At 35.5% G+C, this 24706-nt stretch carries 28 protein-coding genes and 1 tRNA gene; 9 read left to right on the top strand and 20 right to left on the bottom strand.

Annotation, left to right across the window (positions count from 1 at the left end; all coding sequences use genetic code 11):
- Positions 1-8: 8 nt before the first annotated feature.
- From AC0J6S_RS11725 to AC0J6S_RS11685, 9 genes are all read left to right on the top strand, one after another.
- Positions 9-266 (top strand): DUF6952 family protein, encoded by a 258-nt coding sequence (locus AC0J6S_RS11725; RefSeq protein WP_474953974.1) that lies wholly within the window; start codon positions 9-11, stop codon positions 264-266.
- Positions 267-455: 189 nt separating this feature from the next.
- On the top strand, positions 456-953 hold the full coding sequence (gene tpx, locus AC0J6S_RS11720) for a thiol peroxidase (RefSeq protein ID WP_474953973.1): 498 nt from the start codon (positions 456-458) through the stop codon (positions 951-953).
- A gap of 10 nt (positions 954-963) precedes the next feature.
- Complete coding sequence (locus tag AC0J6S_RS11715) at positions 964-1338, top strand: diacylglycerol kinase family protein (RefSeq protein WP_474953972.1); 375 nt, start codon at positions 964-966, stop codon at positions 1336-1338.
- A 19-nt stretch (positions 1339-1357) separates the two neighbouring features.
- Entirely contained in the window at positions 1358-3805 is a 2448-nt protein-coding gene (locus tag AC0J6S_RS11710) for a DNA translocase FtsK (protein ID WP_474953971.1), read from the top strand.
- A gap of 4 nt (positions 3806-3809) precedes the next feature.
- A complete protein-coding gene (lolA1, locus tag AC0J6S_RS11705) occupies positions 3810-4499 on the top strand; it encodes an outer membrane lipoprotein periplasmic chaperone LolA1 (RefSeq protein ID WP_474956358.1) in 690 nt (229 codons plus the stop codon).
- Between the two features lie 8 nt (positions 4500-4507).
- Entirely contained in the window at positions 4508-5947 is a 1440-nt protein-coding gene (locus AC0J6S_RS11700; protein ID WP_474953970.1) for an LptF/LptG family permease, read from the top strand.
- 8 nt (positions 5948-5955) lie between these two features.
- Positions 5956-7089, top strand: a complete 1134-nt coding sequence (gene ribB / locus AC0J6S_RS11695; protein ID WP_474953969.1) for a 3,4-dihydroxy-2-butanone-4-phosphate synthase — start codon at positions 5956-5958, stop codon at positions 7087-7089.
- 166 nt (positions 7090-7255) lie between these two features.
- A tRNA-Ser gene (locus tag AC0J6S_RS11690) sits at positions 7256-7340 on the top strand.
- Positions 7341-7604: 264 nt separating this feature from the next.
- Positions 7605-8825, top strand: coding sequence for a site-specific integrase (locus AC0J6S_RS11685; protein WP_474953968.1), 1221 nt, complete (start codon positions 7605-7607; stop codon positions 8823-8825).
- A 153-nt stretch (positions 8826-8978) separates the two neighbouring features.
- Here the strand turns inward: AC0J6S_RS11685 and AC0J6S_RS11680 are convergent, their stop codons facing one another.
- The 20 genes from AC0J6S_RS11680 to AC0J6S_RS11585 all read right to left on the bottom strand — a co-directional run bounded on the left by AC0J6S_RS11680 (position 8979) and on the right by AC0J6S_RS11585 (position 24629).
- Entirely contained in the window at positions 8979-9269 is a 291-nt protein-coding gene (locus AC0J6S_RS11680; protein WP_474953967.1) for a helix-turn-helix domain-containing protein, read from the bottom strand.
- Positions 9270-9324: 55 nt separating this feature from the next.
- The gene (locus tag AC0J6S_RS11675) at positions 9325-9762 is read right to left on the bottom strand and encodes a hypothetical protein (RefSeq protein ID WP_474953966.1); all 438 of its coding nucleotides are present in this window, start codon (positions 9760-9762) and stop codon (positions 9325-9327) included.
- 7 nt (positions 9763-9769) lie between these two features.
- Positions 9770-10087: a hypothetical protein gene (locus tag AC0J6S_RS11670; protein WP_474953965.1), complete on the bottom strand. Its 318-nt coding sequence runs from the start codon at positions 10085-10087 to the stop codon at positions 9770-9772.
- A 123-nt stretch (positions 10088-10210) separates the two neighbouring features.
- Positions 10211-10897 (bottom strand): hypothetical protein, encoded by a 687-nt coding sequence (locus AC0J6S_RS11665; protein WP_474953964.1) that lies wholly within the window; start codon positions 10895-10897, stop codon positions 10211-10213.
- Between the two features lie 30 nt (positions 10898-10927).
- Positions 10928-11773: a conjugative transposon protein TraN gene (gene traN, locus AC0J6S_RS11660; RefSeq protein ID WP_474953963.1), complete on the bottom strand. Its 846-nt coding sequence runs from the start codon at positions 11771-11773 to the stop codon at positions 10928-10930.
- A 19-nt stretch (positions 11774-11792) separates the two neighbouring features.
- Entirely contained in the window at positions 11793-13097 is a 1305-nt protein-coding gene (gene traM / locus AC0J6S_RS11655; RefSeq protein ID WP_474953962.1) for a conjugative transposon protein TraM, read from the bottom strand.
- A 4-nt stretch (positions 13098-13101) separates the two neighbouring features.
- On the bottom strand, positions 13102-13599 hold the full coding sequence (locus AC0J6S_RS11650; RefSeq protein WP_474953961.1) for a hypothetical protein: 498 nt from the start codon (positions 13597-13599) through the stop codon (positions 13102-13104).
- A 13-nt stretch (positions 13600-13612) separates the two neighbouring features.
- Positions 13613-14233: a conjugative transposon protein TraK gene (gene traK, locus AC0J6S_RS11645; RefSeq protein WP_474953960.1), complete on the bottom strand. Its 621-nt coding sequence runs from the start codon at positions 14231-14233 to the stop codon at positions 13613-13615.
- A 17-nt stretch (positions 14234-14250) separates the two neighbouring features.
- Positions 14251-15315 (bottom strand): conjugative transposon protein TraJ, encoded by a 1065-nt coding sequence (traJ, locus tag AC0J6S_RS11640; protein ID WP_474956357.1) that lies wholly within the window; start codon positions 15313-15315, stop codon positions 14251-14253.
- A 144-nt stretch (positions 15316-15459) separates the two neighbouring features.
- On the bottom strand, positions 15460-16095 hold the full coding sequence (locus AC0J6S_RS11635) for a TerB family tellurite resistance protein (protein ID WP_113637000.1): 636 nt from the start codon (positions 16093-16095) through the stop codon (positions 15460-15462).
- A complete protein-coding gene (locus tag AC0J6S_RS11630) occupies positions 16092-16721 on the bottom strand; it encodes a hypothetical protein (RefSeq protein ID WP_474953959.1) in 630 nt (209 codons plus the stop codon). The genes AC0J6S_RS11635 and AC0J6S_RS11630 overlap by 4 nt, the downstream gene beginning before the upstream one ends.
- A 12-nt stretch (positions 16722-16733) precedes the next feature.
- Positions 16734-17426, bottom strand: a complete 693-nt coding sequence (locus tag AC0J6S_RS11625; protein WP_474953958.1) for a conjugal transfer protein TraI — start codon at positions 17424-17426, stop codon at positions 16734-16736.
- 57 nt (positions 17427-17483) lie between these two features.
- Positions 17484-19949: a TraG family conjugative transposon ATPase gene (locus tag AC0J6S_RS11620; RefSeq protein WP_474953957.1), complete on the bottom strand. Its 2466-nt coding sequence runs from the start codon at positions 19947-19949 to the stop codon at positions 17484-17486.
- 38 nt (positions 19950-19987) lie between these two features.
- A complete protein-coding gene (locus AC0J6S_RS11615) occupies positions 19988-20305 on the bottom strand; it encodes a DUF4133 domain-containing protein (RefSeq protein ID WP_474953956.1) in 318 nt (105 codons plus the stop codon).
- 48 nt (positions 20306-20353) lie between these two features.
- Entirely contained in the window at positions 20354-20692 is a 339-nt protein-coding gene (locus AC0J6S_RS11610; protein ID WP_474953955.1) for a DUF4134 domain-containing protein, read from the bottom strand.
- A 138-nt stretch (positions 20693-20830) separates the two neighbouring features.
- The gene (locus tag AC0J6S_RS11605; protein WP_474953954.1) at positions 20831-21298 is read right to left on the bottom strand and encodes a hypothetical protein; all 468 of its coding nucleotides are present in this window, start codon (positions 21296-21298) and stop codon (positions 20831-20833) included.
- 202 nt (positions 21299-21500) lie between these two features.
- Positions 21501-22700 carry a hypothetical protein gene (locus AC0J6S_RS11600; protein WP_474953953.1) on the bottom strand — a complete coding sequence of 400 codons (1200 nt, stop codon included), beginning with the start codon at positions 22698-22700 and terminating at the stop codon, positions 21501-21503.
- Between the two features lie 39 nt (positions 22701-22739).
- Positions 22740-23393: a helix-turn-helix domain-containing protein gene (locus tag AC0J6S_RS11595; RefSeq protein WP_474953952.1), complete on the bottom strand. Its 654-nt coding sequence runs from the start codon at positions 23391-23393 to the stop codon at positions 22740-22742.
- 5 nt (positions 23394-23398) lie between these two features.
- Complete coding sequence (locus tag AC0J6S_RS11590; protein WP_474953951.1) at positions 23399-23626, bottom strand: hypothetical protein; 228 nt, start codon at positions 23624-23626, stop codon at positions 23399-23401.
- 310 nt (positions 23627-23936) lie between these two features.
- Positions 23937-24629, bottom strand: a complete 693-nt coding sequence (locus tag AC0J6S_RS11585; protein WP_474953950.1) for a hypothetical protein — start codon at positions 24627-24629, stop codon at positions 23937-23939.
- Between the last annotated feature and the right edge of the window lie 77 nt (positions 24630-24706).

Below are 24706 nucleotides of genomic sequence, written 5' to 3'. Positions count from 1 at the left end.
AAAATAAAATGAAATTACCCGTAATCAAGCACTTAACGCAGTTTATAGAAGAGAATGATGAAGATTACATCATTGAAACAATCGATGTTCTGGAAGCTATGACTGAAATTCCGTCATTGAAAGATGAGGAATTAGATGTTATTGGTGAATTAATTTCTAATATGTATGGCGCTTTAGAAGTCAATAAATTGGTAAAAACCGGAACAGACAAAAAAGAAGCTTTAAACAGTTTTATGAAACGTGTTTTGGGTTCTATTGACAAATAAAAAGAATTTTTAATTTTGTATTTCAAAAACGCACTCCGCAACGAGGGCGTTTTTTTTTATGCAAAATGCAAAACATATTGAGGCCATCGAGTTTAAAAATTGAACCAAAACGCTAAACTTATCGAGACATTTGAGGGCTTATTCTTAAATAATTTTCATACTTTTGAACCTCATTTAAAAACAAACACCATGGCTTCAATAACATTAGGAGGAAATCCGATTCACACATCAGGAGAATTACCAAAAGTAGGCACTAAACTTGCTGACTTTAAATTAGTTAAAACAGATCTTTCTGTAGCTTCACTAAGTGATTTTGCAGGTAAAAAATTAGTTTTAAATATTTTTCCAAGTGTTGACACTGGGACATGTGCAGCATCTGTTCGTAAATTTAACGAAAGTGCCAGTACTTTAGAAAATACAACAGTTTTATGCGTTTCAAGAGATTTACCATTTGCACAAAAACGTTTTTGTGGTGCAGAAGGACTTGAAAATGTTGTTAACTTATCTGATTTTTCAGAGGGAAGTTTTGGTAAAGCAAACGGTTTAGAAATTACTGACGGACCGTTGGCTGGATTACATTCAAGAGTTGTTATTGTTGTTGATGAAAACGGAATCATTACACATACAGAACAAGTTGCTGAAATTGCAGATGAACCAAACTACGAAGCTGCATTAGCGGTACTTTAATCCCAATTTAATGGAATTTCAAAAAGACAATACTTTCTTTACCGGAAGGCTAAAAAGTGTCTCTTATGCATTTAAGGGCGCTTTGAAATTAATCTCGACGGAGCACAGTATTATGGTTCAATTTTCCATTGGGATTTTGATGTGCATTGCTGGATTTTATTTTGGAATTTCTAAAACAGAATGGCTTTTTCAAACCTTAGCTATTGGTTTGGTGATGAGTATTGAGGGTTTAAATACGGCTGTTGAAAAAATAGCCGATTTTATTCATCCCAATTATCATGAACGAATTGGCTTCATCAAAGATATTGCTGCTGGAGCGGTATTTTTTGCTGCTTTGACAGCAATAGTAATCGGTTTAATTATATATGTGCCTTTATTTCTTTAGGTATTATTTAAAATTAAGAATGGCAAAAACAACAAAAACAGCCCCTTTAAATAAAAAAAACGATACTAAATCAGTTGATAAAACTCCATTACAGCTAACTAAGCAGCATAAAATTGTTCTAGGTTCGCTTTTGGTTTTATTTTCCATTGCTTTATTGTTTGCCTTTGTGTCCTTTTTCATTTACGGACAACAAGATCAAAGTGCTGTTCAGGAATTGACTAATCGTTCAGAAACGGTTCAGAACTGGCTTGGAAAATTTGGTGCCTTTTTAGCTGATTTTCTCGTTTATAGAGGTTTTGGAATTGCTGCATTTATATTTGTACGTTTGTTCTTCCTTTCAGGGATTTATTTAGTACTTGGAATTCCGGCAAGGAAATTAAAAAACATATGGTTTTGGGATTTATTCGTAATTATTATTTTGTCCGTTTTATTTGGGTTCTTTGCTACTTCAGCTCCAGAATTAGGTGGGACAATTGGGTATGAATTAAATTTATTCCTACAAGATTATATTGGAAAACCAGGAACTTTGTTGATTTTATTCTTCGGATTAATAATCTACGTGATTTTTAAAATCAAACTTTCCCCTGAAAGTATTCAGTCCTTTTTTGACACTACCAAAAAAGAAATAAAAGCAGTTTCAATCACTAATCCGCTTAACAATGGCAAAAGTGGTTATAACCTAGAAGAATTTGCAGTTGTAGAAGAAGAGATTGATGACATCCATTTAAAAAAGAATGGTTCGCAATTCGAAATTAATAAAGAAGCACTGAAACCTACCATCAGCAATTCGTCTGATATTAACAGAGATCCAATTGCAAAACCGCTTGCAATGGAAGTTACGCCAATGGTAGCTCCAGAAGTTATTTCGAATGCTGATGAATCTTTTGTAATTGAAACCGCTCCTGAAGAAGATATCATCGAAGAAAACTTAGCATCAAGATTAGTCGCTGATTTTGGATTATTCGATCCAACATTGGATTTATCCAATTATAAATTCCCTACGATTGATTTACTAAAAGAATATTCCACTGGTGGAATTACTATAAACCAAGAGGAATTAGAAGAAAATAAAAACAGAATTGTAGATACGCTTCGCAATTACAAGATAGAAATTGCACAAATAAAAGCAACCGTTGGACCATCGGTTACGCTATATGAAATTGTACCGGAAGCAGGAATTCGTATTTCAAAAATCAAGAGTTTAGAAGATGATATTGCATTATCACTTTCGGCATTAGGAATTCGTATTATTGCTCCTATTCCTGGAAAAGGAACCATAGGAATCGAGGTTCCGAATAAGAATCCGACCATGGTTTCTATGAAAAGTGTTATTGGCTCTGCCAAATTTCAAGAAGCCGAAATGGAATTGCCAATTGCTCTTGGAAAAACAATTTCGAATGAAACATTTGTAGTGGATTTAGCCAAAATGCCTCACCTTTTGATGGCTGGTGCTACTGGACAAGGAAAATCTGTTGGTTTGAATGCCGTTCTGACTTCTCTTTTGTACAAAAAACATCCAGCTGAAGTTAAATTTGTTTTGGTTGATCCTAAAAAAGTCGAGTTGACACTATTTAATAAAATTGAAAGACATTATTTAGCGAAACTTCCAGATATGGATGATGCTATTATTACGGATAATGCAAAAGTTGTAAATACTTTGAATTCGCTTTGTGTGGAAATGGACAACCGTTATTCTTTGTTGAAAGATGCGATGGTGCGTAACATCAAAGAATATAACGATAAATTTAAGGCTCGAAAATTGAATCCTGAAAACGGACACCGATTTTTACCTTACATCGTTCTTGTTGTCGATGAGTTTGCCGATTTGATTATGACTGCTGGTAAAGAAGTCGAAGTTCCTATTGCAAGATTGGCACAATTAGCGCGAGCCATTGGAATTCACTTAATTATAGCGACACAAAGACCATCTGTAAATGTAATTACTGGTTTGATAAAAGCCAATTTCCCTGCGAGAATAGCTTTTAGAGTGACCTCAAAAATTGATTCCCGAACCATTTTGGATACTCAAGGAGCAGATCAATTGATAGGACGTGGTGATATGCTTTACACTAATGGAAATGATGTTGTACGAGTGCAATGTGCCTTTATCGATACGCCGGAAGTAGAAAAAATCACTGATTTTATTGGTTCACAAAAAGCGTATGCGACTGCTTATTTACTTCCTGAGTTCGTTGGGGAGGAAAGTGGCATTAATCTTGATATGGATATTTCCGACAGAGATACTTTGTTTAGAGAAGCTGCTGAAATCATTGTGAATGCACAACAAGGATCGGCTTCATTATTACAAAGAAAACTTAAATTAGGCTACAACAGAGCAGGACGATTAATAGATCAACTCGAAGCTGCTGGAATTGTAGGCCCATTTGAAGGAAGTAAAGCACGTAGTGTGAACATTCTGGACATGAGTTCTCTTGATCAATTTTTCAACAATGAACAAAACAAATAATACGATGAAATCAAAAATTCAAGATTCTAAAAAAAGTAGGGGAAATAGCATTGGTAAAAAACTATTTTTATTAACAGCAATGTTTCTGTTTACTTTTTCAGTTCAAGCACAAGATAAAAAAGCAAAAGATCTTTTAGATCAAGTTACCGCTAAAGTTAAAAGTTATAATAATATCGCTATTGATTTTAAATATTCCTTGAATAACACCAAAGAAAATATCAATCAGGACAGTAAAGGAAATGTAACGATGAAAGGCAATCAATATATTTTAAATTTCATGGGAGTCACTAAAATTTTTGATGGAAAAAAAACATATACTATCGTTCCGGAGGATGAAGAAATCACCATTTCAGCAGTTAATGAAAAAGATGATAATGCCATAACACCTTCTAAAATGTTGACTTTTTTCAACACGGGTTATAAGTATAATATGGATATTTTGCAAAATGTAAAAGGCAGAAAAATCCAATATATCAAATTAGTTCCTTTAAATGCTAAAGATCAAAGAAAAGAAGTATTATTAGGAATTGATGTTCAGACAAAACACATCTATAATTTGATAGAAGTGGGCAAAAAAGGAACAAAAACAACATTAACGGTTAATTCTTTCAAAACCAACCAACCTTTGTCAAAAAATCAATTTACATTTGCGGGAAGTAAATATCCAAATTACTACATCAACAAATTAGATTAATGCGCTAGGTGAAAATTCTTGACAAATACTTATTAAAAACCTTTTTGACTACATTTACTACAGTATTTGTAATCCTATTTTTCATATTTATACTTCAAACCGTTTGGTTATTCATATCCGAATTGGCCGGGAAAGATTTAGATCTATTAATGATTATTAAATTCCTGGCCTTTTCTATGCCCAGAATTGTACCGCTGGTATTACCACTTTCGATACTTTTATCCTCAATAATGACTTTTGGAAATTTAGCTGAAAATTATGAATTTGCAGCGATGAAATCTTCTGGAATTTCGCTTCAGCGAGCCATGAGAAGTCTAACTGTATTTATAATCTTATTGAGTATTGTTGCTTTTTTCTTTTCGAATAATGTGATTCCGTATGCCGAATACAAGTTTATCAATTTCAGAAAAAATATTGCACAAGTTAAACCGGCATTGGCTATAGCCGAAGGACAATTTAATGATGTTGGTTTTTATAATATCAAAGTCAACAAAAAAAGCGGTAAGGAAGGCAATACGCTTACTGGAATAACCATTCACAAAAAATCAAAGATTGGTGACGGAAGTAAAACAGTTATCAAAGCAAAAGACGGAGAATTAATCAGTAGTGAAGCATCCAGTATTCTACAATTAGTGCTTAATAATGGCTATTATTACGAAGATATAGTACCTAAAAAATATGAAGATCGCAGTAAAATGCCTTTCGCAAAAAGTTCCTTTAAAAAGCAAATCATTAATATTGATTTGTCAGAACTAAATAAAGTTGACGTAAATGACGAATCGGTCGCTAATACCAATACGATGCTTACCGTTAATGAACTCAATTACACTTTAGATTCATTGAATAAGAACATGAAAACGGATATCATCCTGTTTACCGAAAACAGCAATTCCAGAATTGGATTTCCCGCGAAAAAGAAAATGGTTGCTGCTAAGGCTAAGAAAAGAGAACCGCTTCCAAATGATATTTTGTCGTTGTACACGAACCAACAAAAATCAGATATTTTAAAAATCGCGAGTAGTAATGTAACCAGTATTTCCTACGCTATTGATTCTTCCAGAACTGAATTGTTCAATAAGCAAAAAAACATAAACAGACATTTACTAGCTTTTTACGATAAATTTGTAATTGTATTCGCCTGCTTTCTTATGTTTTTTATAGGAGCGCCATTGGGAGCAATTATCAGAAAAGGCGGATTAGGACTTCCTATAGTTTTTGCAGTTTTGATCTTCATCACTTTTCATTTTATAAATACTTTTGGAAAAAGGATAGCTCAGGAAAACGGAATGACTCCATTTATGGGAGCTTGGTTATCCTCATTTATCTTAACACCATTAGCTGTTTTATTGACTTACAGAGCTACAAACGATATTGGATTAATAAATATGGATGTTATTTTAGCTCCATTCCAAAAAATTATAAAAAAAATATTCCCATCACAAAATTAATACCCGAAATGGACTTAAATAAAATACAACTGAACACAATTGAAGAAGCGATAGAAGATATTCGTCAAGGAAAAATCATTATAGTTGTTGATGATGAAGATCGTGAAAATGAAGGAGACTTTTTGGCTGCGGCCGAAAAAGTAACACCCGTAATGATCAATTTCATGGCGACACACGGACGAGGATTAATATGTGCTCCTTTGACAGAAAGCCGTTGTAAAGAATTAGGATTACACGTGATGGTGACTAATAATACGGATCCAATGGAAACTGCTTTTACAGTATCGGTAGATTTAAGAGGAAACGGAGTTACAACAGGAATATCTGCAGCGGATAGAGCTAAAACAGTTTTAGCACTCGTTAATGCCGAGACAAAACCACATGATTTAGCAAGACCAGGACATATTTTCCCGTTAATTGCTAAACAAGGAGGTGTTTTAAGAAGAACTGGGCATACTGAAGCAGCAATTGATTTTGCTCGTTTAGCTGGGTTTAAATCAGCAGGAGTGATAGTTGAAATCATGAATGAAGATGGAACAATGGCGCGACTTCCACAATTGGTGGAAGTGGCTAAAAAATTCGATTTAAAGCTAGTTTCAATTGAAGCCCTAGTTGCCTATCGAATGCAACACGACAGTTTGATTGTTAAGAAAGAAGATTTTGATATTGAAACGCGTTACGGGACTTTCAGATTGAGAGCGTACCAACAAACTACCAACAAACAAATTCATATTGCGTTGACTAAAGGCAATTGGAATATTGGCGAACCGATATTAACGAGAATCAATTCTACTTTAGTTAATAATGATATTTTAGGGACATTGACAAACGATGTTAACAAAAAATTAGATGATATGTTTGAAATCATCAATCAACAAGGTAATGGTGCCGTTTTGTTTATCAATCAGGAAGCACAATCAATAGATTTACTGAATCGAATTATAGAACTGAAAGGATTACAAGCAAAAGGAGAATTTAAAGCCCCACAAATCAAGATGGACAATAAAGATTTTGGTATAGGAGCTCAAATTCTACACGATATCGACATTTCGAAAATTCGTTTATTATCCAATACTGAACAGACCAAACGTGTTGGAATGATAGGTTATGGCTTAGAAATCACCGAATATGTTAAGTATTAAAGTTTTTTTTTATTTTTTTTAAAAATATTTTTCATCTAAAGTATAGAAAATGAAACCTTTAAAAATTACCTCAGAAAATAGATGCTTTTTTTCTAAAAATAGATTTGCATAACCAAAAAAGGTTCTTATATTTGCACTCGCAATCAGATAATGGTTGTCGCTCACTGGAGAAATGGCAGAGCGGTCGAATGCGGCAGTCTTGAAAACTGTTGACTGTAACAGGTCCGGGGGTTCGAATCCCTCTTTCTCCGCGACATAAGGTTTCAAAAGAAACTTTAAAAGTCAAAAGCCTTTAAATAGTAGTATTTAAAGGCTTTTTCGTTTTTTATAATGTGTCAAAATACACATATAGAATCAAAGAACAGTGACCCTATTGGTGACCCTATTTTATTTTTAGCCATTTTCGAGAAAATAGGGTCACTAAATCGGAAGAATTCCCCGGGAATTCCCCGCCAACACTAGCAACTATCAAAGTTTTTAAATCAATTTGATTATTAATTTAAAAACAAGAAGTTATGTTAAAAGTAATTTTTTATCTCAAAGCTGGAAAAGCTAACAAAAAAGGAGAATCTCCCATTTTTGCCCGTATCTCTTACAACCAACAGTCAATCACGATGACAACCGGTAAATCAATTCTAAAAGAAAGGTGGCTGTTTACCAAAAACCTCAGAACGGTGCTTAAACTTGAAAAGGAAAAGGTATTAAAACACAGCTTGGATCTTTTCCAATTGAATATCGAAAAGAAATTTAATGAACTAGCTAAGGTAAGTTCTGATATTTCACTGGTACAGGTTAAAAATGAATTTAATGGTAAAACCACTAGTCAAACAAAAGGCGCGAGCATTGTAGAAATCATGGATAAGCACAATGCTTTCTTTGAAAAAAAAGTAATGGCTGGAGAACGATCTAAAGCTTCATTCCAAAAGTATGGACGTTCCAAGGAATTACTCGTAAACTTTATGAAGCAGCAATATGGAGTCGAGGATCTTTCTTCAAATGAGATTTCAAGTGCTTTTGTTTACAATCTTGAATCGTATCTAAAGTATGAAAGTAGTTTTAAAGGAAGAGTAGGCATCAAAAATAACTCGATGGTAAAGTACATGAGAATGTACAAAACCGCTTGTAATTACTGCATCAGAATGGGATTAATGGAGAAGAATCCATTTAATCTTTACGATGGAAAGTTAAGTATCAAAGATGCTGTATTTCTAACACAAGAAGAATTAGATCGCATAGAGAATAAGAAATTTTCAGTAGAACGCTTGGAGCGTGTTAAGGATGTTTTTCTTTTTAGTTGCTATACGGGTTATGCCCCTGTTGATGCCTGTAACCTTACGTCAAGTAATATATTCCAAGATAGCAGTGATGCGCTTTGGATTATGACAAATAGGGCTAAAACGGCTATTAGAGCTAACGTCCCTATACTACCTCCTACCCTGAAGATTATTAATAAATACAAACAGCTTCAAATTGGATTGATACCTCAGATTTCCAATCAGAAGATGAATGCTTATCTTAAGGAGATTGCTGATTTGTGCGGTATTACTAAAAATCTGACGTGGTATGTCGCCAGACATACTTTTGCAACTACAGTTACCCTCGGTAACGGAGTGCGGATAGAAAATGTTTCATCCATGATGGGTCATACTAATATTAAGCAGACACAACATTATGCAAAAGTATTAGATGTAAATGTGATGGAAGATATGACTAAGCTAAAACAAAAATACAGCTGATCTCCAAATACAAGATCCTTTAAAGTAAAATCCAACGAAATAGCAAAAGGATTCCAATTGGAATCCTTTTATTATTTCGAATGGTATTATTTATCAAATATTTTGAAACATAACATATGAATCTAAAGTAAAAAACAGATCAAAATTCCATTTTCATTGCTCGTTTTCGGATAATATTTTTTTGATTTTAATAGCTTCATACAAATATATGTCACCGAGTTTAGTATAGGGTAGAATTCCCGTTTGCCGGTATTTAATAATGGTGTTATTTGACAGTCCAAATAACTTCTTTAAATCCTCATTCCTATAGTAGTAAGTCGATTCGTTAATTTTCTCTCCTCTAATCTTACCATCAATTTTCTCTAATCGGGTGTACAAAGGATCCAACAGCTGCTTGATTGCCGCTAAATATGAAAATTTGTTTTCTTTACCTTGTTTTGTCATAAGATATTTTTTTTATGATGAAGGAGGATACAATGGAATAATAAAACCATAAAAATTAACGCTGAGTTAGCTTATGCTTTCTTTCCTGAAAAATAGAAATAATTTTCTCCAGAAATTGTAACTGTTTATCTCGATAAGTAAAGCCTTTAGATTCAGAAAATTGTTTACTGATATTCTCAATATTTATTTGCATTTTAGAATCCCCAACATACGTAAAGTTTGTTTGTACAAAATGCTGCATTTTACTCCTATTAGAATTTTCTGCTTTTGCATCAAAAAATAAAATTTTTTCATCCATAAGAATATAGAAGAACTGTGCCAAATCTCTTTTGTTGAAGTTTGAACTACATTTTTCAAATCTTAAACTGTTTTTTGCATAATCATTTTTTTTGAAGAGTAAATTCTTTTCTTTCAATAAGATCTCAATACATTCAATTTTCCCAAATAACGTTTCTACTACTTTGGGCAGCTCCTCAATTGTTAACTTTTTCATAGCTCTTTTACTTTGGAAATTTAACTTCTGAATCAAATAGAGAATGTGGAAAATAAATAGTACTCCCCTGATTTCGCTTGCGGGTAGACTTGTAAATAATATAACCATACTCGTTGAGTTCCCGCATGCATTTGTAATATGTTTTTGGCGAAGCAATCTTCGCTAAATCCATAATTTCATATCGGTACGCTTGTATTGGATTAACAAAACCCTTAACAGCTCTAAACTGCAATAGTGCGACATAAATACCAATATGCGTAATGCTAATACGGTAGTCATTCTCTATTGCTTTAAAGAAATCGGATAAGGGCTTAAGTAGTTCCATCAAAATCTACATTGAATTAGACTGTTTTCTTTTTCTCTTTTTGGCTTCCTGGGGAGCAGCAGGTCCATCGTCATCATTATTTTGACTCTGTTTTTTATTGTCTTGCTTCTGTGAGGTATTTTGTCATTCTGATTGCTTTTCCTCTTTCGTCTGGCGGTTGTCAATCCGTTTTAGATTTCCATCATATGCATTGATAGTTTTAAACTGTGGATTGGCTTCAATATAATGCTTGACTTCTTTACCGTCTTTAACGAAAGTCGCCGATTGTAAGTTTCCTTTTTTCAGGGAATCCATTAAATCTTCTTTAAATTTAGCAGTATCCAATTCCTTGATTGGATGTTTGGACAGTGCTACCTCCAGATCATAACCATAATTTTGATGATACTGATTCAGTTTGAAATTGCCCGCACTGTCAGATTCCTTAAAGTCAATTTGCAACCATGAGTTATAAACCTGTCCTTCTTTACTGGTCAGATCCTTATTCACTGCTCTTCCTTCCATAAGATTGTAGGCTTCCTTCATGGTAATATTGCTGCCCTTATTGATATAAAAAGTCTGTTCTAATGCTTCTTTAGAATTGTCTTTTTGCAAATCCACTTTATAGGAATTAAAGAAATACATATCACTCTGATCCGATTTTTTAAAATTCAATGTTGCTGTCGCACTGTCCTTGCCATATTGAGCATTGTGGGTCAAAGTGAAGCTTGGATTTTGCTGTTGCATTTTTTCCTTTAACTCACTTTCTAATCCTTCACCGAAACCGGTGTACTTTACCTGATCGCGTAGGTATTCAAAATTTTTATCGTTCATGACTTTTTAATTTAAATGATTAATAATTAGTTACAGTTTAGGCAGTACAGTAACCTGTACCAATTTTTTGTTTTTTACCTGAATTGCTAAATGTCTGCCACCATTCTTTTCCATCAGCTGTAGGACTAAATATTTCTTCTCCGGAATCGTGAATTTTGGTACCGCAAATACAAATGTATTTTCAGATTCTTCGTCAATTGTCTCATCGTTATTAAGAATATACAGTGGTGTAATTTCAATTTCCTGAGAGGCGGTTCGTTTTACTTTTTTACTATCTCGAATAAAAAATCGAAACTGGTCAACATCATACTTTATTTTAGAGTGGTTTACCACTATTATCCTATAATACATCACATCATTTTGGATAAAAATTCCATTGAGCTGTAATTTCACACCATACTTGCTCTCTTTGCCACCTTCAATCTTACTTTTGTCGTACAAGGCCAGCTTGGAATAAAGCTGTAATTCCTGTTCGTTCCCACTCCCCGCGGAAAATAAAACGTTCTGTTCGAACGGTTCAGTCGTATTCATAGAGAGATTTAAATTGGCATTTTGCTCATCATATCGTAGAAGGAAAGAATACAATTTCCCATCAGCTGTCACTACCGTTAGATTGGTTGGGATAAAGTCCATCTTAGCAGCCTTAATCTGTATTATATTTTCAAGGCCTTTGCCTTTTTGAACCAAGATATCCGCGCTACCACGATCGACACTTTTAATGGCGTAAGGGAATACAATATTGGTCGTTTTGGAATACCCAATGGACAGAGAATCGGGCGTAATCTCCGATAGACTGTTTTTACTGCTTTGCTGGGCAAAAGCACCGATGGTAATGAGTACTGCACACACCATTAGCATTACATTGATCTTTTTCATAATTACTAATTTTTAGTTTTTAATTGGATTCGTTTTGTTTTTGCTTTTCGTCTCGTAATAAAACCTGATAGCCTGCCTTCACTACTACTTTGACAAGCTTAGCTTTTTTACTGAATAGGGTTTTCGCCGCCTCAATACCAACACCAGCTGCTTGTGCTCCCCATGAATCGTCAAGAGATGGAACACCAAGAGTTTGAACAGAGCGGTCTGCTGATGCTTTAGCTTCTTCTCTATTGATTGCACCAGGCATGTAAATGCCGTGAAGTCCATCCAAATCGTAGACAGTAAGTTCAACTGGAAACAAAGCATTCTTATACCGAATACTATTAATTTTTATGATGAGCCTTTCTCCTTGTAAAGAGGCTATTCCGAACAGGAAATTATTCTTTGGAATTTCTACTCCATTAACAAAGACAGCAGTACTCAGCCTTAACTTTATTGTGGAACCATTTACTATAGTTTGTGTTTCATGAATTACCGCTGCTACTGCATTTTGAAGGGTCTCCGCAACTGCTGGTTCATCCAAAGAATAAAATGCATTTTCTTTATACCTCCCATTAGATGCGGTAGTGCCAGGTGTGTTAACTTGCAACGAAGAAATACTAGTGTCCCCTGTTGAGCTGGCAATTGAAAATACCTTTCCTCTTTGGGATTCAGAAACCTTTCTCAATTTTTGCTGAACTCTATCAGGATGTTGTATATCCAATATACTTTCCAGCATGCCACTAAGTTGTTTCAATTCAGGATCCGGTTCATTATTTTGAGTATTCATCGACTGCATCATTTCTTCCAACTTGTTAACGTCTTCGGAATGCAACGCGCTTACGCTACTTTCTGCATAATGGGCATCGTTTCGCCTTGGTGTTGGAGCAACTGGCGTATTAATAACTCTTTGAAGTGCCTCCAGCTTTTCATGTACTTTTGCTTCGTTGGGGTCTCGGTACATTAGAGCATTTAGTCCTTTTGAGCCATTTCCGGAAGGCTTACGATTATAAGATGTGCCACTAGACACTACAGAATCTTCAGGAAAAGTTCTGCTGAGATAATTGGGATCCTTGCTAATAAGCTCTTCCAGCTTTGAGGAATCAAGAGCTGCCTGATCATAGTAATGCATTTTATCTAAATCAAGCCCTTCTTTCAAATTTGCATCCGGAAGCTTGATGTTAAACCCTTTTTTTTCGGTAATTGAGGAGTTCGCAGCATCCATTTTGCCGCCTCCCAAAACCCAAAATATAATAGTGAGAAAAGGCAGTACTAGCAACGGTATGACTAAAAGTATTTTGCGCTGTCTTAACATTTTTGGTGATTTCGTTTTTGCTTCCATGATATTATTTTTTAAATTGTGAATGGTAATACTTTTCCACTATTGTCAGGCTGTCCAGTAATCCTGAGCGGTTTTGATTAATACTGTCCTTTATTTTTTTTCCCGTCGGACTGCGCCCTAAACTGTCCATATACCTGCGAAATCGGACCGTTTTTTCATATTCCCCTTTACTGACTGCTACTTTTAAATGATTCATTGCTTTAGAGATTTGAATAGCATTCGTTGTCTTTACAATTGGTGTAATCGGTATGGAACTGACTCCAGGTTCAGAAAAGCTATTAACCATCACATAAATGCTATAGGCACTAGTCCCAAGCGTAAAAACGATTAAAATTAATGTCCAACTTCCACGGGACCAATGTGCCGTCTTGCGTTCCAGCCAATGTGCACATTTGTATTGCAACCGAAGGTTAGCTTCTTCAAACTGTTGCAATAGTTTGCTTTTAATGCGATCTTTTCCTGCAGAGTCTTGCGTGATGCCATTTTTAAATTTGTATAGCATATCGGTAGTGTATTTATTTACGGTTCTCGGTGCTCAAATCTCGATTTTCAATTGTATTCCATCGCTCGACTAAAAAGCCATGCGGATTGTTGTCACTTCGGGAAACATTCCGAAGATTGCCCTCTGTTACAAGGCTACGGTGCGCAATACTGGTCGTTCTGATGATATTCTGAGTGGCATAGCACCGGAAATGATATGGATATTTATTAATATCAATAGCTACACTATCCACTTCTAGCGTCTGACTGATATTACCGGAAATAATACCGGAATAATACCCATTCTCTTTTAAATCATCGTAAATACGTTTTGCACTGTCATCTGCGAGGTATAATGCCTTCGTAATATTGGTTTTTATAACCTTATCATCGGGATCGAGAGTGAAAAATAATTTATGAAAAGTCATAACATGGTCTCTTGCCTCTACCGGGATATTGTCTTTTCTGTCTGAAGCAAACGCTTCTAATGCTTTACCATTAGCCAGTATGTAAACTTTATCCTGTATCTGCGCTACCAAAGCAAAACTTTTGTACATAGCAAAACAGCTCAGTATAATACTTCCGACAACAACCACAATTGTAAAGCTTCGAACATGCCGAAAGGCGGTATCAATATTTTTCATTTTGCTAAACATAATCCGTTTTTTAGAGGTTAGGAATTGCCTTTTAATTTATCGCCCATATAACTGTCTTTATCTTTGAAATACGGCGAGGAGCCACTAGATCCAGATAGACTTTGAGACATTCGTCCAGCAGCATTGCCCATAGCATCCACCACCATTCCCGCACCTGAAGATGCGCTGTTAACCGCAGAATTTGCCGAGTTGTTGAACATACTGGTCACTTTTTGACCCAACGCCCCTGCACCACCTGCATGAACTATATAATTAGCGACGGAGGGAACGGTGAAATACCCGATGATGCCAATAATCATAAACACCAAATAGGCCATATCTGTTTTACTAAAAAAGGTATCTCCGTATTCGCTCGCTTGTGCGATGTCCAGTTGAAGCATCTTTTCTTGAATTTTTCCTATGATACTGCCAAAAATATTCGCTACGGGAAGCCACAAATAGATATTTATATACCGCGCGAGCCAGACCGTCAGTGTGTGCTGAAAACCATCAAAAACCGATATACCAAAAACTAGCGGTCCCAAAATAGAGAGTACGACAAGCTGAAAGGTCCTAAGAGTATCAATGCAAAGTGAAGCAGCTTCAAATAGTACCATCAATACTTCACTCATCCATTCTTTTACTGAATTACGAAAATTGAATGAGGCCTTAGACATTGCAAATTTCACATCATTTCCGATTCCTTCCATAATTCCTTCCTCAGAAGGATTGGCATCATCATGGGTGTATTTATACCATTTGTCTCGATCGCCACTGCCATCTGCTCCCACATACATCTTCCAGGAATCCGTTTCTTTGATCGCCTCTTCTTTTTTTCTAAGCAGCAGTCCAATAGCCTTATTAGAGCCTTCCACCATTGATGCGGTTGCTGTAACCGTGGGTTTCATCACTCCATTAATTAAATCCAGCACCGAAGGAAAAATCATAATGCAGAACCCGATTACAAATGGACGGAACAGCGGATAAAAATCGATGGGTTCAGCACTTGCAATATGCCTCCAAACCCGAGAGGCGATGTACCATATGGCTCCAAATCCTGCGATTCCCTGCCCAACTCCGATAAGGTTGCTGCACAGAGGCATCATTTCGTCATACAATTGGTCCAGTACGCTATGTAAGCTATTCATGTCATTCGCCATTCCTTGGGCATGGCTAGTTACAGGCAACAACATCCCTGCGGCTATAGATAGTATAGCCTTGCTCCTCTTACTCATAGCAATTTGTATTTAATTATTTACTTGGTAGATGCTACGCATTGCATTGATGTCATTGCGTTCTTTAGTTCGTTGAATGCCTAGTACGGAAGTATTGTTGTTAAAATTCCGAAGAAAAGAGAGCTTGTCCTGCATGTCAGCGTATACCTTGTCAATGGCAGCAAGTCTTTCATCATCTGACATTCGCAGGGTATTGGCAGAAATGACCGAGGTCAACTCATCCAGATTTCTTATGCTCTCTTTAAATAGCTTAGAATAGACCTTTTCGAGATAAGCAATTTCCTCTGGATTGAAATTGCCACTGTTCCTGAATCGATTAAATGCAGCTTTGTATTCTTTTACTAAAAGTACTTGATAGTGGATGATTTCACCCACTCGCTTATACTTTCTAACAGTTGGACTGACCTGCATCAGCGCATCAAGAAATGTTTCATGCAGACTAAAATTTCCTTTGGACAGATCTTTAACAACATTGTAGCCTCCGTTGAGAATTTGATAGCCTTTTTTCATATCAGTCAGAATCTGTTTGAATTGAGCTAGCTTTTCGATATTCAGAATTAGCTGCTGCATTTCTTGAGATTGAGCAGCAGCTTGACTAGGAAACAATAGTCCCACCAGCATGATAAGTACAATCAGTAATCGTTTCATGGTATATGGTCTTTTAAGCCCTGCAAAGCATGGCTGGTTTTTACATCTTTAGATTTAGCGCTCCTTGAGAAACCCATCATTCTGGTTTGATTGCTAAAATCCTCACAAAAGCTTTGACTCTCCAGGATATTTTGATAGAGTGCATCAATTCTTTCTAATCTTTCATCATCTTTGAGCTCCAACTTCCCTTTTGTCAGTACTGCAGTAAGTTCATCTACTGTTCCATCACAATCTTTAAGCAGTCGATCCAAGACCCTCTTAACATAAGCCACTTCGTCACCATGAAATAAATCGTTTTGATTCACATAGCGCATGGTACGACTATAACTCTTCAGAATCTTTACTTGAAGTGCAATGATCTGAGCAACTCTGGAATAGTTTTTTATCTTTGGATTAATAGTGTTCAGAGAGTTGAAATAATCAAGATGAAGATCCAATTCCCCTCGTTTAAAATCACCTATCACGTTAAGCCCTTTCTTTGCGATGGAATATCCTTTTTGAGCATATCCGATATACACTTTAAAGGCTGCAATTTGCTTTAAGAGTTCTTCTCTTTGTTTTGCCTGTGCGCGCATGTTTACATTGAAAAGTCCTATAAGGAGTATCAAAACTGCTATCTTTTTCATGACTTTAGTTTTTTAATTGGGAATACCGTAGAATTTCTTTATGGCATTCACATCGTTATTTGATTTTGCTCTTTGAAGGCTCAATTGTATGTTTTGCCTGTTAAACCGAGAAAGATCATCATAAGTAGCATCAATTAGATCGGCTGCAGTATTGATAATTTCAAGCCGTTTAGCATCAGTCATTTGCATGGTAAAGGATTCTACGACTGAAAATATCTGATCAATATTATTCATACTTTCATTTAATATCCCTGAATATACTTTTTGCATGTATACCAATTCATCGGCCTTAAAATGGTCGTCCCGCTGAAATAGTTTCCAAGCTCTTTCATATTCAGCAACAAGCCGAACTTGCTTTTGGGTGATATCCCTTATTCGCTGATAATAAGTTATAATGGATTTGACCTTTGCGAGTTCATCATAGTATCCTTTATACAACTCTTTTTGTTTTTGCGTCCAGTTGGATATCTCATCCAGTTTCACTTTGGACAAGACATTTTCCAATTTCTTTTGGGCATTCTGCAACCAAATCGTTTTATTTTGCAAGCGCTGGATGCGAAGATCAATTGCTTTTATGACAGCAGCAACGGCATCTTTTATTAACCCAATTATAGGAACGGCTACCACTGTTGTTGCTGGTCTGGCAGGGATACTGAGCAGTAATAGACAAAGTAGACCCACCATCATGTTTTTCTTTGCGTTCATAAGTAGTAATTTTTTGTTTATCAAGTATTTAAAACTGCAACTTCTTTTTTACTGTCATTATTTTTGACGCAAATCATTCGCAAGTGCCGCAATCCCTTTTTTAATATCACCATCGAATTTCTTGGCGTAAGCCTGTACTTTCATTTTTTCTGTTTCTTCAGTTGTATACGCTAAATACTCTTCAAGGGATACTTCTGTGCGATAGACTTTAGAGAGTATGCCTCCCAACGAAATAAAAACTTCTTTGTATTTTTTATCTGGATCATTTGATTTATTAACCGATAGCACCAATGCTTTTTCCTTTTCCGTTAGACCTAGCAATTCCTGAATTTGGTCGAATTTATTCTGGTATTTACTTTGGTCCAGCAATATTTTACAATCGCTATTATTGATGATTGCCTGCTTGACCACTGGCGATGATATAATGTCCTCTACTTCCTGTGTGACCACTATAGCTTCGCCGTAAAATTTTCTAACAGTCTTAAATAAATACTTGATATATTCAGCCATACCTTCCTTAGCAATAGCTTTCCAAGCTTCTTCAATTAATATCATTTTTCGAATGCCCTTAAGCTTGCGCATTTTACTGATAAATACCTCCATGATAATTATGGTAACCACTGGGAAAAGTATCGGATGATCCTTAATGTTATCTAATTCGAACACAATAAAACGCTCTTTCATGAGCTCCAAATTTTCAGTAGCATTGAGCAAATAATCAAATTCTCCGCCTTTGTAATACGGGCGCAAAACGTAGAGAAAATTGGTTACATCAAAATCCTTTTCCTTTACCTTATCGCCTTCAAGCACCTGGACAAAATCAGTTTTTAAGAATTCGTAAAAACTATCAAAACAAGGAAACAGCGATTTATCTGCCTCCAATTTTTCATAGTATAATTGTAACGCATTGGATAATGCTACATACTCACTTCGATTGAAGGTTTCGTTGTCTTTTTTCCACAAGGCCAGCAATAAGGTTTTAATACTTTCCTTTTTCTCTGTATCCAATGTATCTCCTTCACTGATGTAAAAAGGATTAAAGCGGATTGGATTCTTTTCATCATAAGTAAAATAATACCCACCCACCATGTCACACAACCCCTTATAACTGTGCCCGACATCCACTATCACAATATGGGTTCCTTGTTCGTAATAGCTTCTCACCATATGGTTGGTGAAAAATGATTTTCCACTTCCTGAAGGACCTAATATAAACTTGTTCCGATTGGTACAGATTCCCATTTGTATGGGTTCATCACTGATGTCAACATGCACTGGCTTCCCAGTCAAACGATCGCCCAAACGTATTCCAGTAGGGCTAAGAGAGGAACGGTATCCGGTTTCCATATTCAGGAAGCACACCGCCTGTTCCGCAAACGTATCAAAAGTGTCATTCATAGGGAAATCAGCTGCATTACCGGGAATTCCTGCCCAATATATTTGAGCGGCTCCAACAGTTTCCTGCTTTGCGGCTGCGTCCATTTGAGCCAACGCTGATGACACCTTATTTTTTATAGTCTTCAGCTCTTCTTTATCCGATGCCCATGCCAAAACATTAAAGTGACCCTTAACGGGTAAGCGTTGCTGACCAATTGCTTCATTTAGAAAATCATTGGTAGCATCACGGGCAATTAAATTTTCCCTGCTGTACGCCGATAAGGACTGCAAGCGCAATCTTTTACTCTCCAGCTTTTGCAGTGTTTTTTGGGCATCCTCTATGAAAATATATTGGTTGTAAATGTGATTACAGGAAAGCAATTGTCCTAACGTAGAGGCGAATCCGATGCTGAATTTGGTCTTATCAGTGGAGTATCGATCAAAATTTATTCTGGAACCGCAAAGAGCGGGAAGATCCGCTGCATCGCCCAGCGTGTAAATTTGACAGTGTTTATCGCCCACCTGCAATCCATTACTGAATCCAATATCTTGATACACAATAGATTCTTCCTTTTCAGAAAGGGAACAGTAACGCTCTATAATTCCTATCTTTCGGCTTTGACTTCTCAGTTCATCATTTGTTAAGCGCGTTAATTTTACAAAACCGCTATCTTCCAAAATTCGTCTGAACTGACCCGTACTGTCTATAAATTCCTGACGCAGTTGTGCTTGTAATGTTTCTTCTGGAACTATTGAACTTCGAAGTAAATTGGAAAACAAGGAACTTGATTTTTTCCTGCCGCCTGGTTTTTTGGTTAATAAAATGTAGCATGAATGATCCAAAAAAGGACGCTCGTTAAAAAACCGTTCACTGCTGCGGGTTAGGAAACTGGTATCCTCATTTCTGAAATCCGCTTCAAACTTGCTGTCAATAAACCAATCTTGTTTGTGAAACACGCTAAACTTTGGAAGTAATTTTATAGCCTTGAGCCACGCTTGGTGGAATGCTTCATACTCTTGGTCTGACAACGTAAATATTTCCGGCAATTCTGCCTTGAATACTAAAGTCACATCACCTTGTTTCGATAGAATACAATCATGCTCCACATCCATAATCGGTAAAATATCATCTATCATCTTTTCCATCTTCATCGCTTTTACCTGTTTATAATTTTTGGAGATTGCTATTTTTCCATTTTGAAAATCTTACGACTGTGAATTCTTATGGCTTCAGGAACTTGTCTTTTCGCTAAAGCTTTCATCATGCCATGTTCCCCATATTTATGACTCATCTTATATACTTTTATAACTAAAATAGTTCCTGATCCACCGACCACTCCAACGCAAACCAGTGATGGCAAACCAATGATATACAGTGCTGAAAACAGGAATAGAAGAACTATAACGCCACCACCTAAATACCCGATATATTGTGCTTTAAGACCTTTAAATTCAATACTCTGATTAATACCTTTATTGATTTGATATACACTATTTGCCATGGATACTATTGTTACTTTAAATATTAAAAACTGTCACCTGTAACACATTTAAACCCCAAAGAAAGATTTGATTACCGTAGCCACCACCACTAAAAAAACGCAACTGCCAAACCAAGCCGCCGCTACTTTTCCGGTATCAGGATCACCAGCATTCCATTTTTGATAAACCTTTACAGCTCCAATCAAACCCAGTATTGCACCTACGGCATACATAAGCTCTGTACCTGCATCAAAATAGCTTCTTACCTTTTGATTGGCTTCGTTAATTCCAGCAACCCCGTCTTGCGCATGAGCCGTGACATAGCCAACAAATAATAGCAGCACAGATAAAACAAATCTTATTTTTGCTACTGTAAACTTCTTTAATTTCCTCCCGCGATTTTTCATAATACATCATTTTAAAAGTTTTGTTTTAAGTACTAAAAAGCAGAGGAATACCGCTATTACTGCACTCTTTTTCCTGTCACATTAAGCCATACCGCATAAGAGCTAACAGGGATAATTCCTCCGCAATAGAATTTTAATTTATGTATCCCATAACACATGCACTTCCTGTTGCGTTACATGAATGATCTCGAGTTTATCACATTCAGAGACTACTAATTCGCAGATTGAAGATCGAAAAGGCGAGTCCTTTACAGTCGGAAATTCATGGAGAACCAAACTCAGATAATACATAAATTCCTTTTTGGGGAGTTTTCTTTGCAATGCATCTGCAACAAGATTTTTCAATTTTTCTACCAAATCCTCTACATCTTGAAATGTTTGGTCGGTCTGAGTTTCATTGAGTGCTGAAGGAATTCCATTCGGAGCTTCCAGATAACCTACCTTTGATTGAACTTGAGGAAAACTTCGAATTGAAAACTTTTTTTTCCCCGTTATTAGATCTTTCAGTTCTGTAAAATAAAATCGAAAGCCTACAAATAAGTACCAGCTTGCTGTAAGCAGGACAATTACAAGTATATAATTGACCCATGAAATGTTTGTTAACATACGTTCTTTATTAAATGTTTAACTTCCTTGATAGTAATAAAAACATTAACCCTAGGCAATGATTTATTTTATATTTCAAAGGAACAATTTGAAAGTCGATACTACAAGTACAACTTTAATCTGTACCCTTCTGTACCCTTTAATTAAAGTAGTTAGCAATAATATTAAGTCTTGTGTGGTCTAGGATTTAGTAGTAGTATTGCTAATACGACTTTATCTTTTTTATGATTTTTTCTAAAGTCTGAATAGCAATCTCTTTGTCTCTTTCTTCTGCATTATAAGACTTGCTTCTAACAGATTGATAGGATAAATCCTTTTTAAAAGGGGTAGAAAGATATGGTACGATGGTTTTAAATATTTGGCTCATCGATCTGGCTTTCAAAATCCTGGATTCATCGGTAGCTCTCAGAATTAATCCCATTTGATCGGTCGATAATATGCACTCAATTTTATTATCTAAAGCTACCGTTGCTTCAATGTGCTTGGTTTGCACACCAATTCTCGAACTTGCGTTTAATTCGATTTCTCTCTCTAAATAGGCTACTTCATGCTTGAACCAATTATGTAAAACACTTTTAATATTTTGCTGGCTGGGCTCAAACATAATGCTCTCGTTAGAATATAACTGACGAAATTCCTTAAAAATAAAAAGTAGCTTACTCATCCTATCAGTTAAAGTAGTTTGCATATCTAAATTGCTGACAATTCTATTAATCAAACAAGTGATGTAAACTTGAGCATTAAAATTCAAACGAATAAGCAATTCATCCAAAGAGGTATAAATGTCTACACTTTTCTCAGATTCATCGAAATCATCGATACTTTTAAAGAGTTCTTTTTGATAGAGAATCTGTCTGTAGGTAATTTTATAACCTCTGTTAGATTGGATTAGTTGGTAAAGAACGGAGATGACAGACTCCATGATATTTTGATGAATTTCATTCTGCCATTTTTTTCTTTGAAGCTTGTCCAGTTTTAAATGCAATTCATTTCTGGAAACAACAAGATAAGTGACCGGTACGCGTTCGTCCAAACTCAGATAAGTAGCAAAACGGATTTCTATAAAAGATAGTAGTTCCTCTAAAGCACTGATTATAGTGTCGATGCTAGTGGATAAATTTGGAGCATTAAAAATTGTATTTTTTCGATTTTCAATAACATTATCCAGCAAAAAGATAAGTGTAGAATGATATTTTCGAACTAAAAGTCGAATTTGCCTTTTCTTCCTTAAGGAAAACACTTCATTCTTGAGTTGGATCTGAATCTTTTGAGATTCTTTGGCAATATTTTCGGACGTTAACGACAAAGTACTTTCTGATATTGAACTGCGAGTTGTATTCTTTGGATCAAAGGTTTGCAAAATCAAAGAATCTAACCATTCTAATGGGTGGGTTTTTATCATTATGCTATTGTTTTAATTTACAATTAAATGCAACGAAAACTACTGGTTCTTCAACCTTTCGATAGCATTTGTGCGATATCTAGATGGTGCAATGGATGTATGTCTTTTAAAAAAAACACAAAAAGTGGAAGAATTACTAAAAGAAAGCTCTTCAGCTATATCGGCTACTGATAACTGGGAATCTTCCAATAAATTTTTCGCCTCTGCAATAATAGATTCTGCTATTAAAATTTTTACCGGTTTTCCGGTGATCTGTTTTACAATTTTACTCAAGTATCCAGCAGTAATAAACAACGATCCGGCATAAAATTTAACGCTATGCTGCTTTTTACAGTGAATGGATAAGATGGTAAAAAATTGTATCAATATTCTTTCTTTTCTGTTGAAATTCAAGGCGGCTTGTGAAGTATATTTAGCATGAATTGAGCGCAATTCGTACAACAGTAAATTAAAACTAATGCGTTGCAATTCCGCTTCTATGCCGTCAAGTTTACCCTCCTTCCTTACAAAATAAATAAGTTTGTATATGAGTGAAAGAACTAAAAAATCTTTTTGATCCAATGTAATTTTCAGGGAAGGCCTTGCGATAAAAAAATAAAACGCATCAACTAACTCTTTCTTGAAACAATTCTGAGTGGCAAAGTCAGCGGTAAATGCTACTAGATATAACTTCAGTTTGTCTTCTGCATCCAATAAAGTTAAAACGTATTTTTTGGAATCACAATTAGATCTTGGGCTGATAAATCATGAACGGTATCTTTTAACTGAATTTTAAAAGCACCAGATTTTATTAGTAAAATGCAAAAATTATTGACAATAAAAGACTCATGGGAAGCCGTTTTTATCACATACTTTTTGATGATGCAGAGTTGCAGACCATGGTAAGGACTTTCATTTAATTCACTATTTATTAATTCATTTATCATGCTGGTGACAGTTTACATGTTCGATAGGTATAGTCGAGGTGCATTATTTTTGATTATTGAAAAAATATTCCAGTAAACCTAAAACCACAAAATAGAGATTGGTCAGTAATGTTATAAAAAATAGATAGGCCAATTTCCTTGGACTATCAACATGTTTAACGCCACCTATAAGATAACCTACCATTTCATCATAGCTAAAAAGAGCGATGATGAAATAGAGGCTAACAAGGTTTAAAAGAACCAATGTGTAGTAAAAAATGATTTTTAATTTCATTCTCGTAAATGGATTGTTTGCAATCGGATTACAGTTTTATAAAAGCTTTTTTGATAATAGGATAACAGAAATAATAGTAGCTTGATACGAATTGAATGCTGGTTGCGCTTTACGATTGGCTACAGAAATCTCCCAATCTCTATCTCTATGTTTAGAATTGGCATAAAGTGCATACCTAGAAACCGATGCTACAGAAAGAATAGTTTCTTTTTCAACCGCACTCAAAGTTTTATTTTCTAAAATCTTAGTTTCATAGGAAACAATATAGTGGTACTGCTCCACGTATTCACTATCTTGTTGCGTTAGTAAAGCTTGTACAAAATGGATCAACTCCTCTTTGGCCTCCGAACTTAAAGAGCCATTTTCAAGAATAGCTATTAATTGTTTTTCGGGTTCACTAAGCACCATCGTAACCTGTTTAGAGGTTAATGATGCTGTACTTCGACTCGTATACAGTCTAATATCGTAATTTTGGAACATAAACTTTATTTGCTCTGTCATTTCACTAGCTGAATTTGGAACTTTGTTAGTGTCCAAATAAATAGTAAGCAAATCAAAATACTCCTTACCTCTTCCCTCAAATGGATTAGCATTATTGTGCGGAATCTGCGAATTAGTATGTAATATACTTGGATTAGAATCGGAAGTTACAGAAGGATCAACTTCAGCTTCAGTGGAACAGGAAATAGCAGCGAATGATAAAATAGCGCATAATAGATAATTTTTCATGATTAATGTTTTTAAAATGGGACCGAGAATTTCTTCTCAGTTCATTTCACCCGGGTAAGCAGAACTTTTATTTAGCA

The sequence above is a fragment of the Flavobacterium sp. TS_SC_5 genome (assembly GCF_056156265.1).
Note: the sequence above shows the minus strand (reverse complement) of the source record. Positions and strands in the feature narration are given on the sequence as shown.

Excerpts from the sequence above, each read along its gene's own strand:
- AC0J6S_RS11585 (WP_474953950.1), bottom strand. The coding sequence starts at position 24,629 with ATGAAAAATTATCTATTATGCGCTATTTTATCATTCGCTGCTATTTCC.
- AC0J6S_RS11610 (WP_474953955.1), bottom strand. The coding sequence starts at position 20,692 with ATGAAAAATCGCGGGAGGAAATTAAAGAAGTTTACAGTAGCAAAAATA.
- lolA1 (WP_474956358.1), top strand. The coding sequence starts at position 3,810 with ATGAAATCAAAAATTCAAGATTCTAAAAAAAGTAGGGGAAATAGCATT.
- AC0J6S_RS11685 (WP_474953968.1), top strand. The coding sequence starts at position 7,605 with ATGTTAAAAGTAATTTTTTATCTCAAAGCTGGAAAAGCTAACAAAAAA.
- AC0J6S_RS11715 (WP_474953972.1), top strand. The coding sequence starts at position 964 with ATGGAATTTCAAAAAGACAATACTTTCTTTACCGGAAGGCTAAAAAGT.
- AC0J6S_RS11590 (WP_474953951.1), bottom strand. The coding sequence starts at position 23,626 with ATGATAAATGAATTAATAAATAGTGAATTAAATGAAAGTCCTTACCAT.
- AC0J6S_RS11650 (WP_474953961.1), bottom strand. The coding sequence starts at position 13,599 with ATGCTATACAAATTTAAAAATGGCATCACGCAAGACTCTGCAGGAAAA.
- AC0J6S_RS11635 (WP_113637000.1), bottom strand. The coding sequence starts at position 16,095 with ATGAAACGATTACTGATTGTACTTATCATGCTGGTGGGACTATTGTTT.
- AC0J6S_RS11665 (WP_474953964.1), bottom strand. The coding sequence starts at position 10,897 with ATGAACGATAAAAATTTTGAATACCTACGCGATCAGGTAAAGTACACC.
- AC0J6S_RS11670 (WP_474953965.1), bottom strand. The coding sequence starts at position 10,087 with ATGGAACTACTTAAGCCCTTATCCGATTTCTTTAAAGCAATAGAGAAT.
- traN (WP_474953963.1), bottom strand. The coding sequence starts at position 11,773 with ATGAAAAAGATCAATGTAATGCTAATGGTGTGTGCAGTACTCATTACC.
- traK (WP_474953960.1), bottom strand. The coding sequence starts at position 14,233 with ATGTTTAGCAAAATGAAAAATATTGATACCGCCTTTCGGCATGTTCGA.
- AC0J6S_RS11605 (WP_474953954.1), bottom strand. The coding sequence starts at position 21,298 with ATGTTAACAAACATTTCATGGGTCAATTATATACTTGTAATTGTCCTG.
- AC0J6S_RS11625 (WP_474953958.1), bottom strand. The coding sequence starts at position 17,426 with ATGAACGCAAAGAAAAACATGATGGTGGGTCTACTTTGTCTATTACTG.
- AC0J6S_RS11620 (WP_474953957.1), bottom strand. The coding sequence starts at position 19,949 with ATGGAAAAGATGATAGATGATATTTTACCGATTATGGATGTGGAGCAT.
- AC0J6S_RS11680 (WP_474953967.1), bottom strand. The coding sequence starts at position 9,269 with ATGACAAAACAAGGTAAAGAAAACAAATTTTCATATTTAGCGGCAATC.
- AC0J6S_RS11615 (WP_474953956.1), bottom strand. The coding sequence starts at position 20,305 with ATGGCAAATAGTGTATATCAAATCAATAAAGGTATTAATCAGAGTATT.
- AC0J6S_RS11600 (WP_474953953.1), bottom strand. The coding sequence starts at position 22,700 with ATGATAAAAACCCACCCATTAGAATGGTTAGATTCTTTGATTTTGCAA.
- AC0J6S_RS11675 (WP_474953966.1), bottom strand. The coding sequence starts at position 9,762 with ATGAAAAAGTTAACAATTGAGGAGCTGCCCAAAGTAGTAGAAACGTTA.
- AC0J6S_RS11630 (WP_474953959.1), bottom strand. The coding sequence starts at position 16,721 with ATGAAAAAGATAGCAGTTTTGATACTCCTTATAGGACTTTTCAATGTA.
- tpx (WP_474953973.1), top strand. The coding sequence starts at position 456 with ATGGCTTCAATAACATTAGGAGGAAATCCGATTCACACATCAGGAGAA.
- traJ (WP_474956357.1), bottom strand. The coding sequence starts at position 15,315 with ATGCCTCTGTGCAGCAACCTTATCGGAGTTGGGCAGGGAATCGCAGGA.
- AC0J6S_RS11710 (WP_474953971.1), top strand. The coding sequence starts at position 1,358 with ATGGCAAAAACAACAAAAACAGCCCCTTTAAATAAAAAAAACGATACT.
- ribB (WP_474953969.1), top strand. The coding sequence starts at position 5,956 with ATGGACTTAAATAAAATACAACTGAACACAATTGAAGAAGCGATAGAA.
- traM (WP_474953962.1), bottom strand. The coding sequence starts at position 13,097 with ATGGAAGCAAAAACGAAATCACCAAAAATGTTAAGACAGCGCAAAATA.
- AC0J6S_RS11725 (WP_474953974.1), top strand. The coding sequence starts at position 9 with ATGAAATTACCCGTAATCAAGCACTTAACGCAGTTTATAGAAGAGAAT.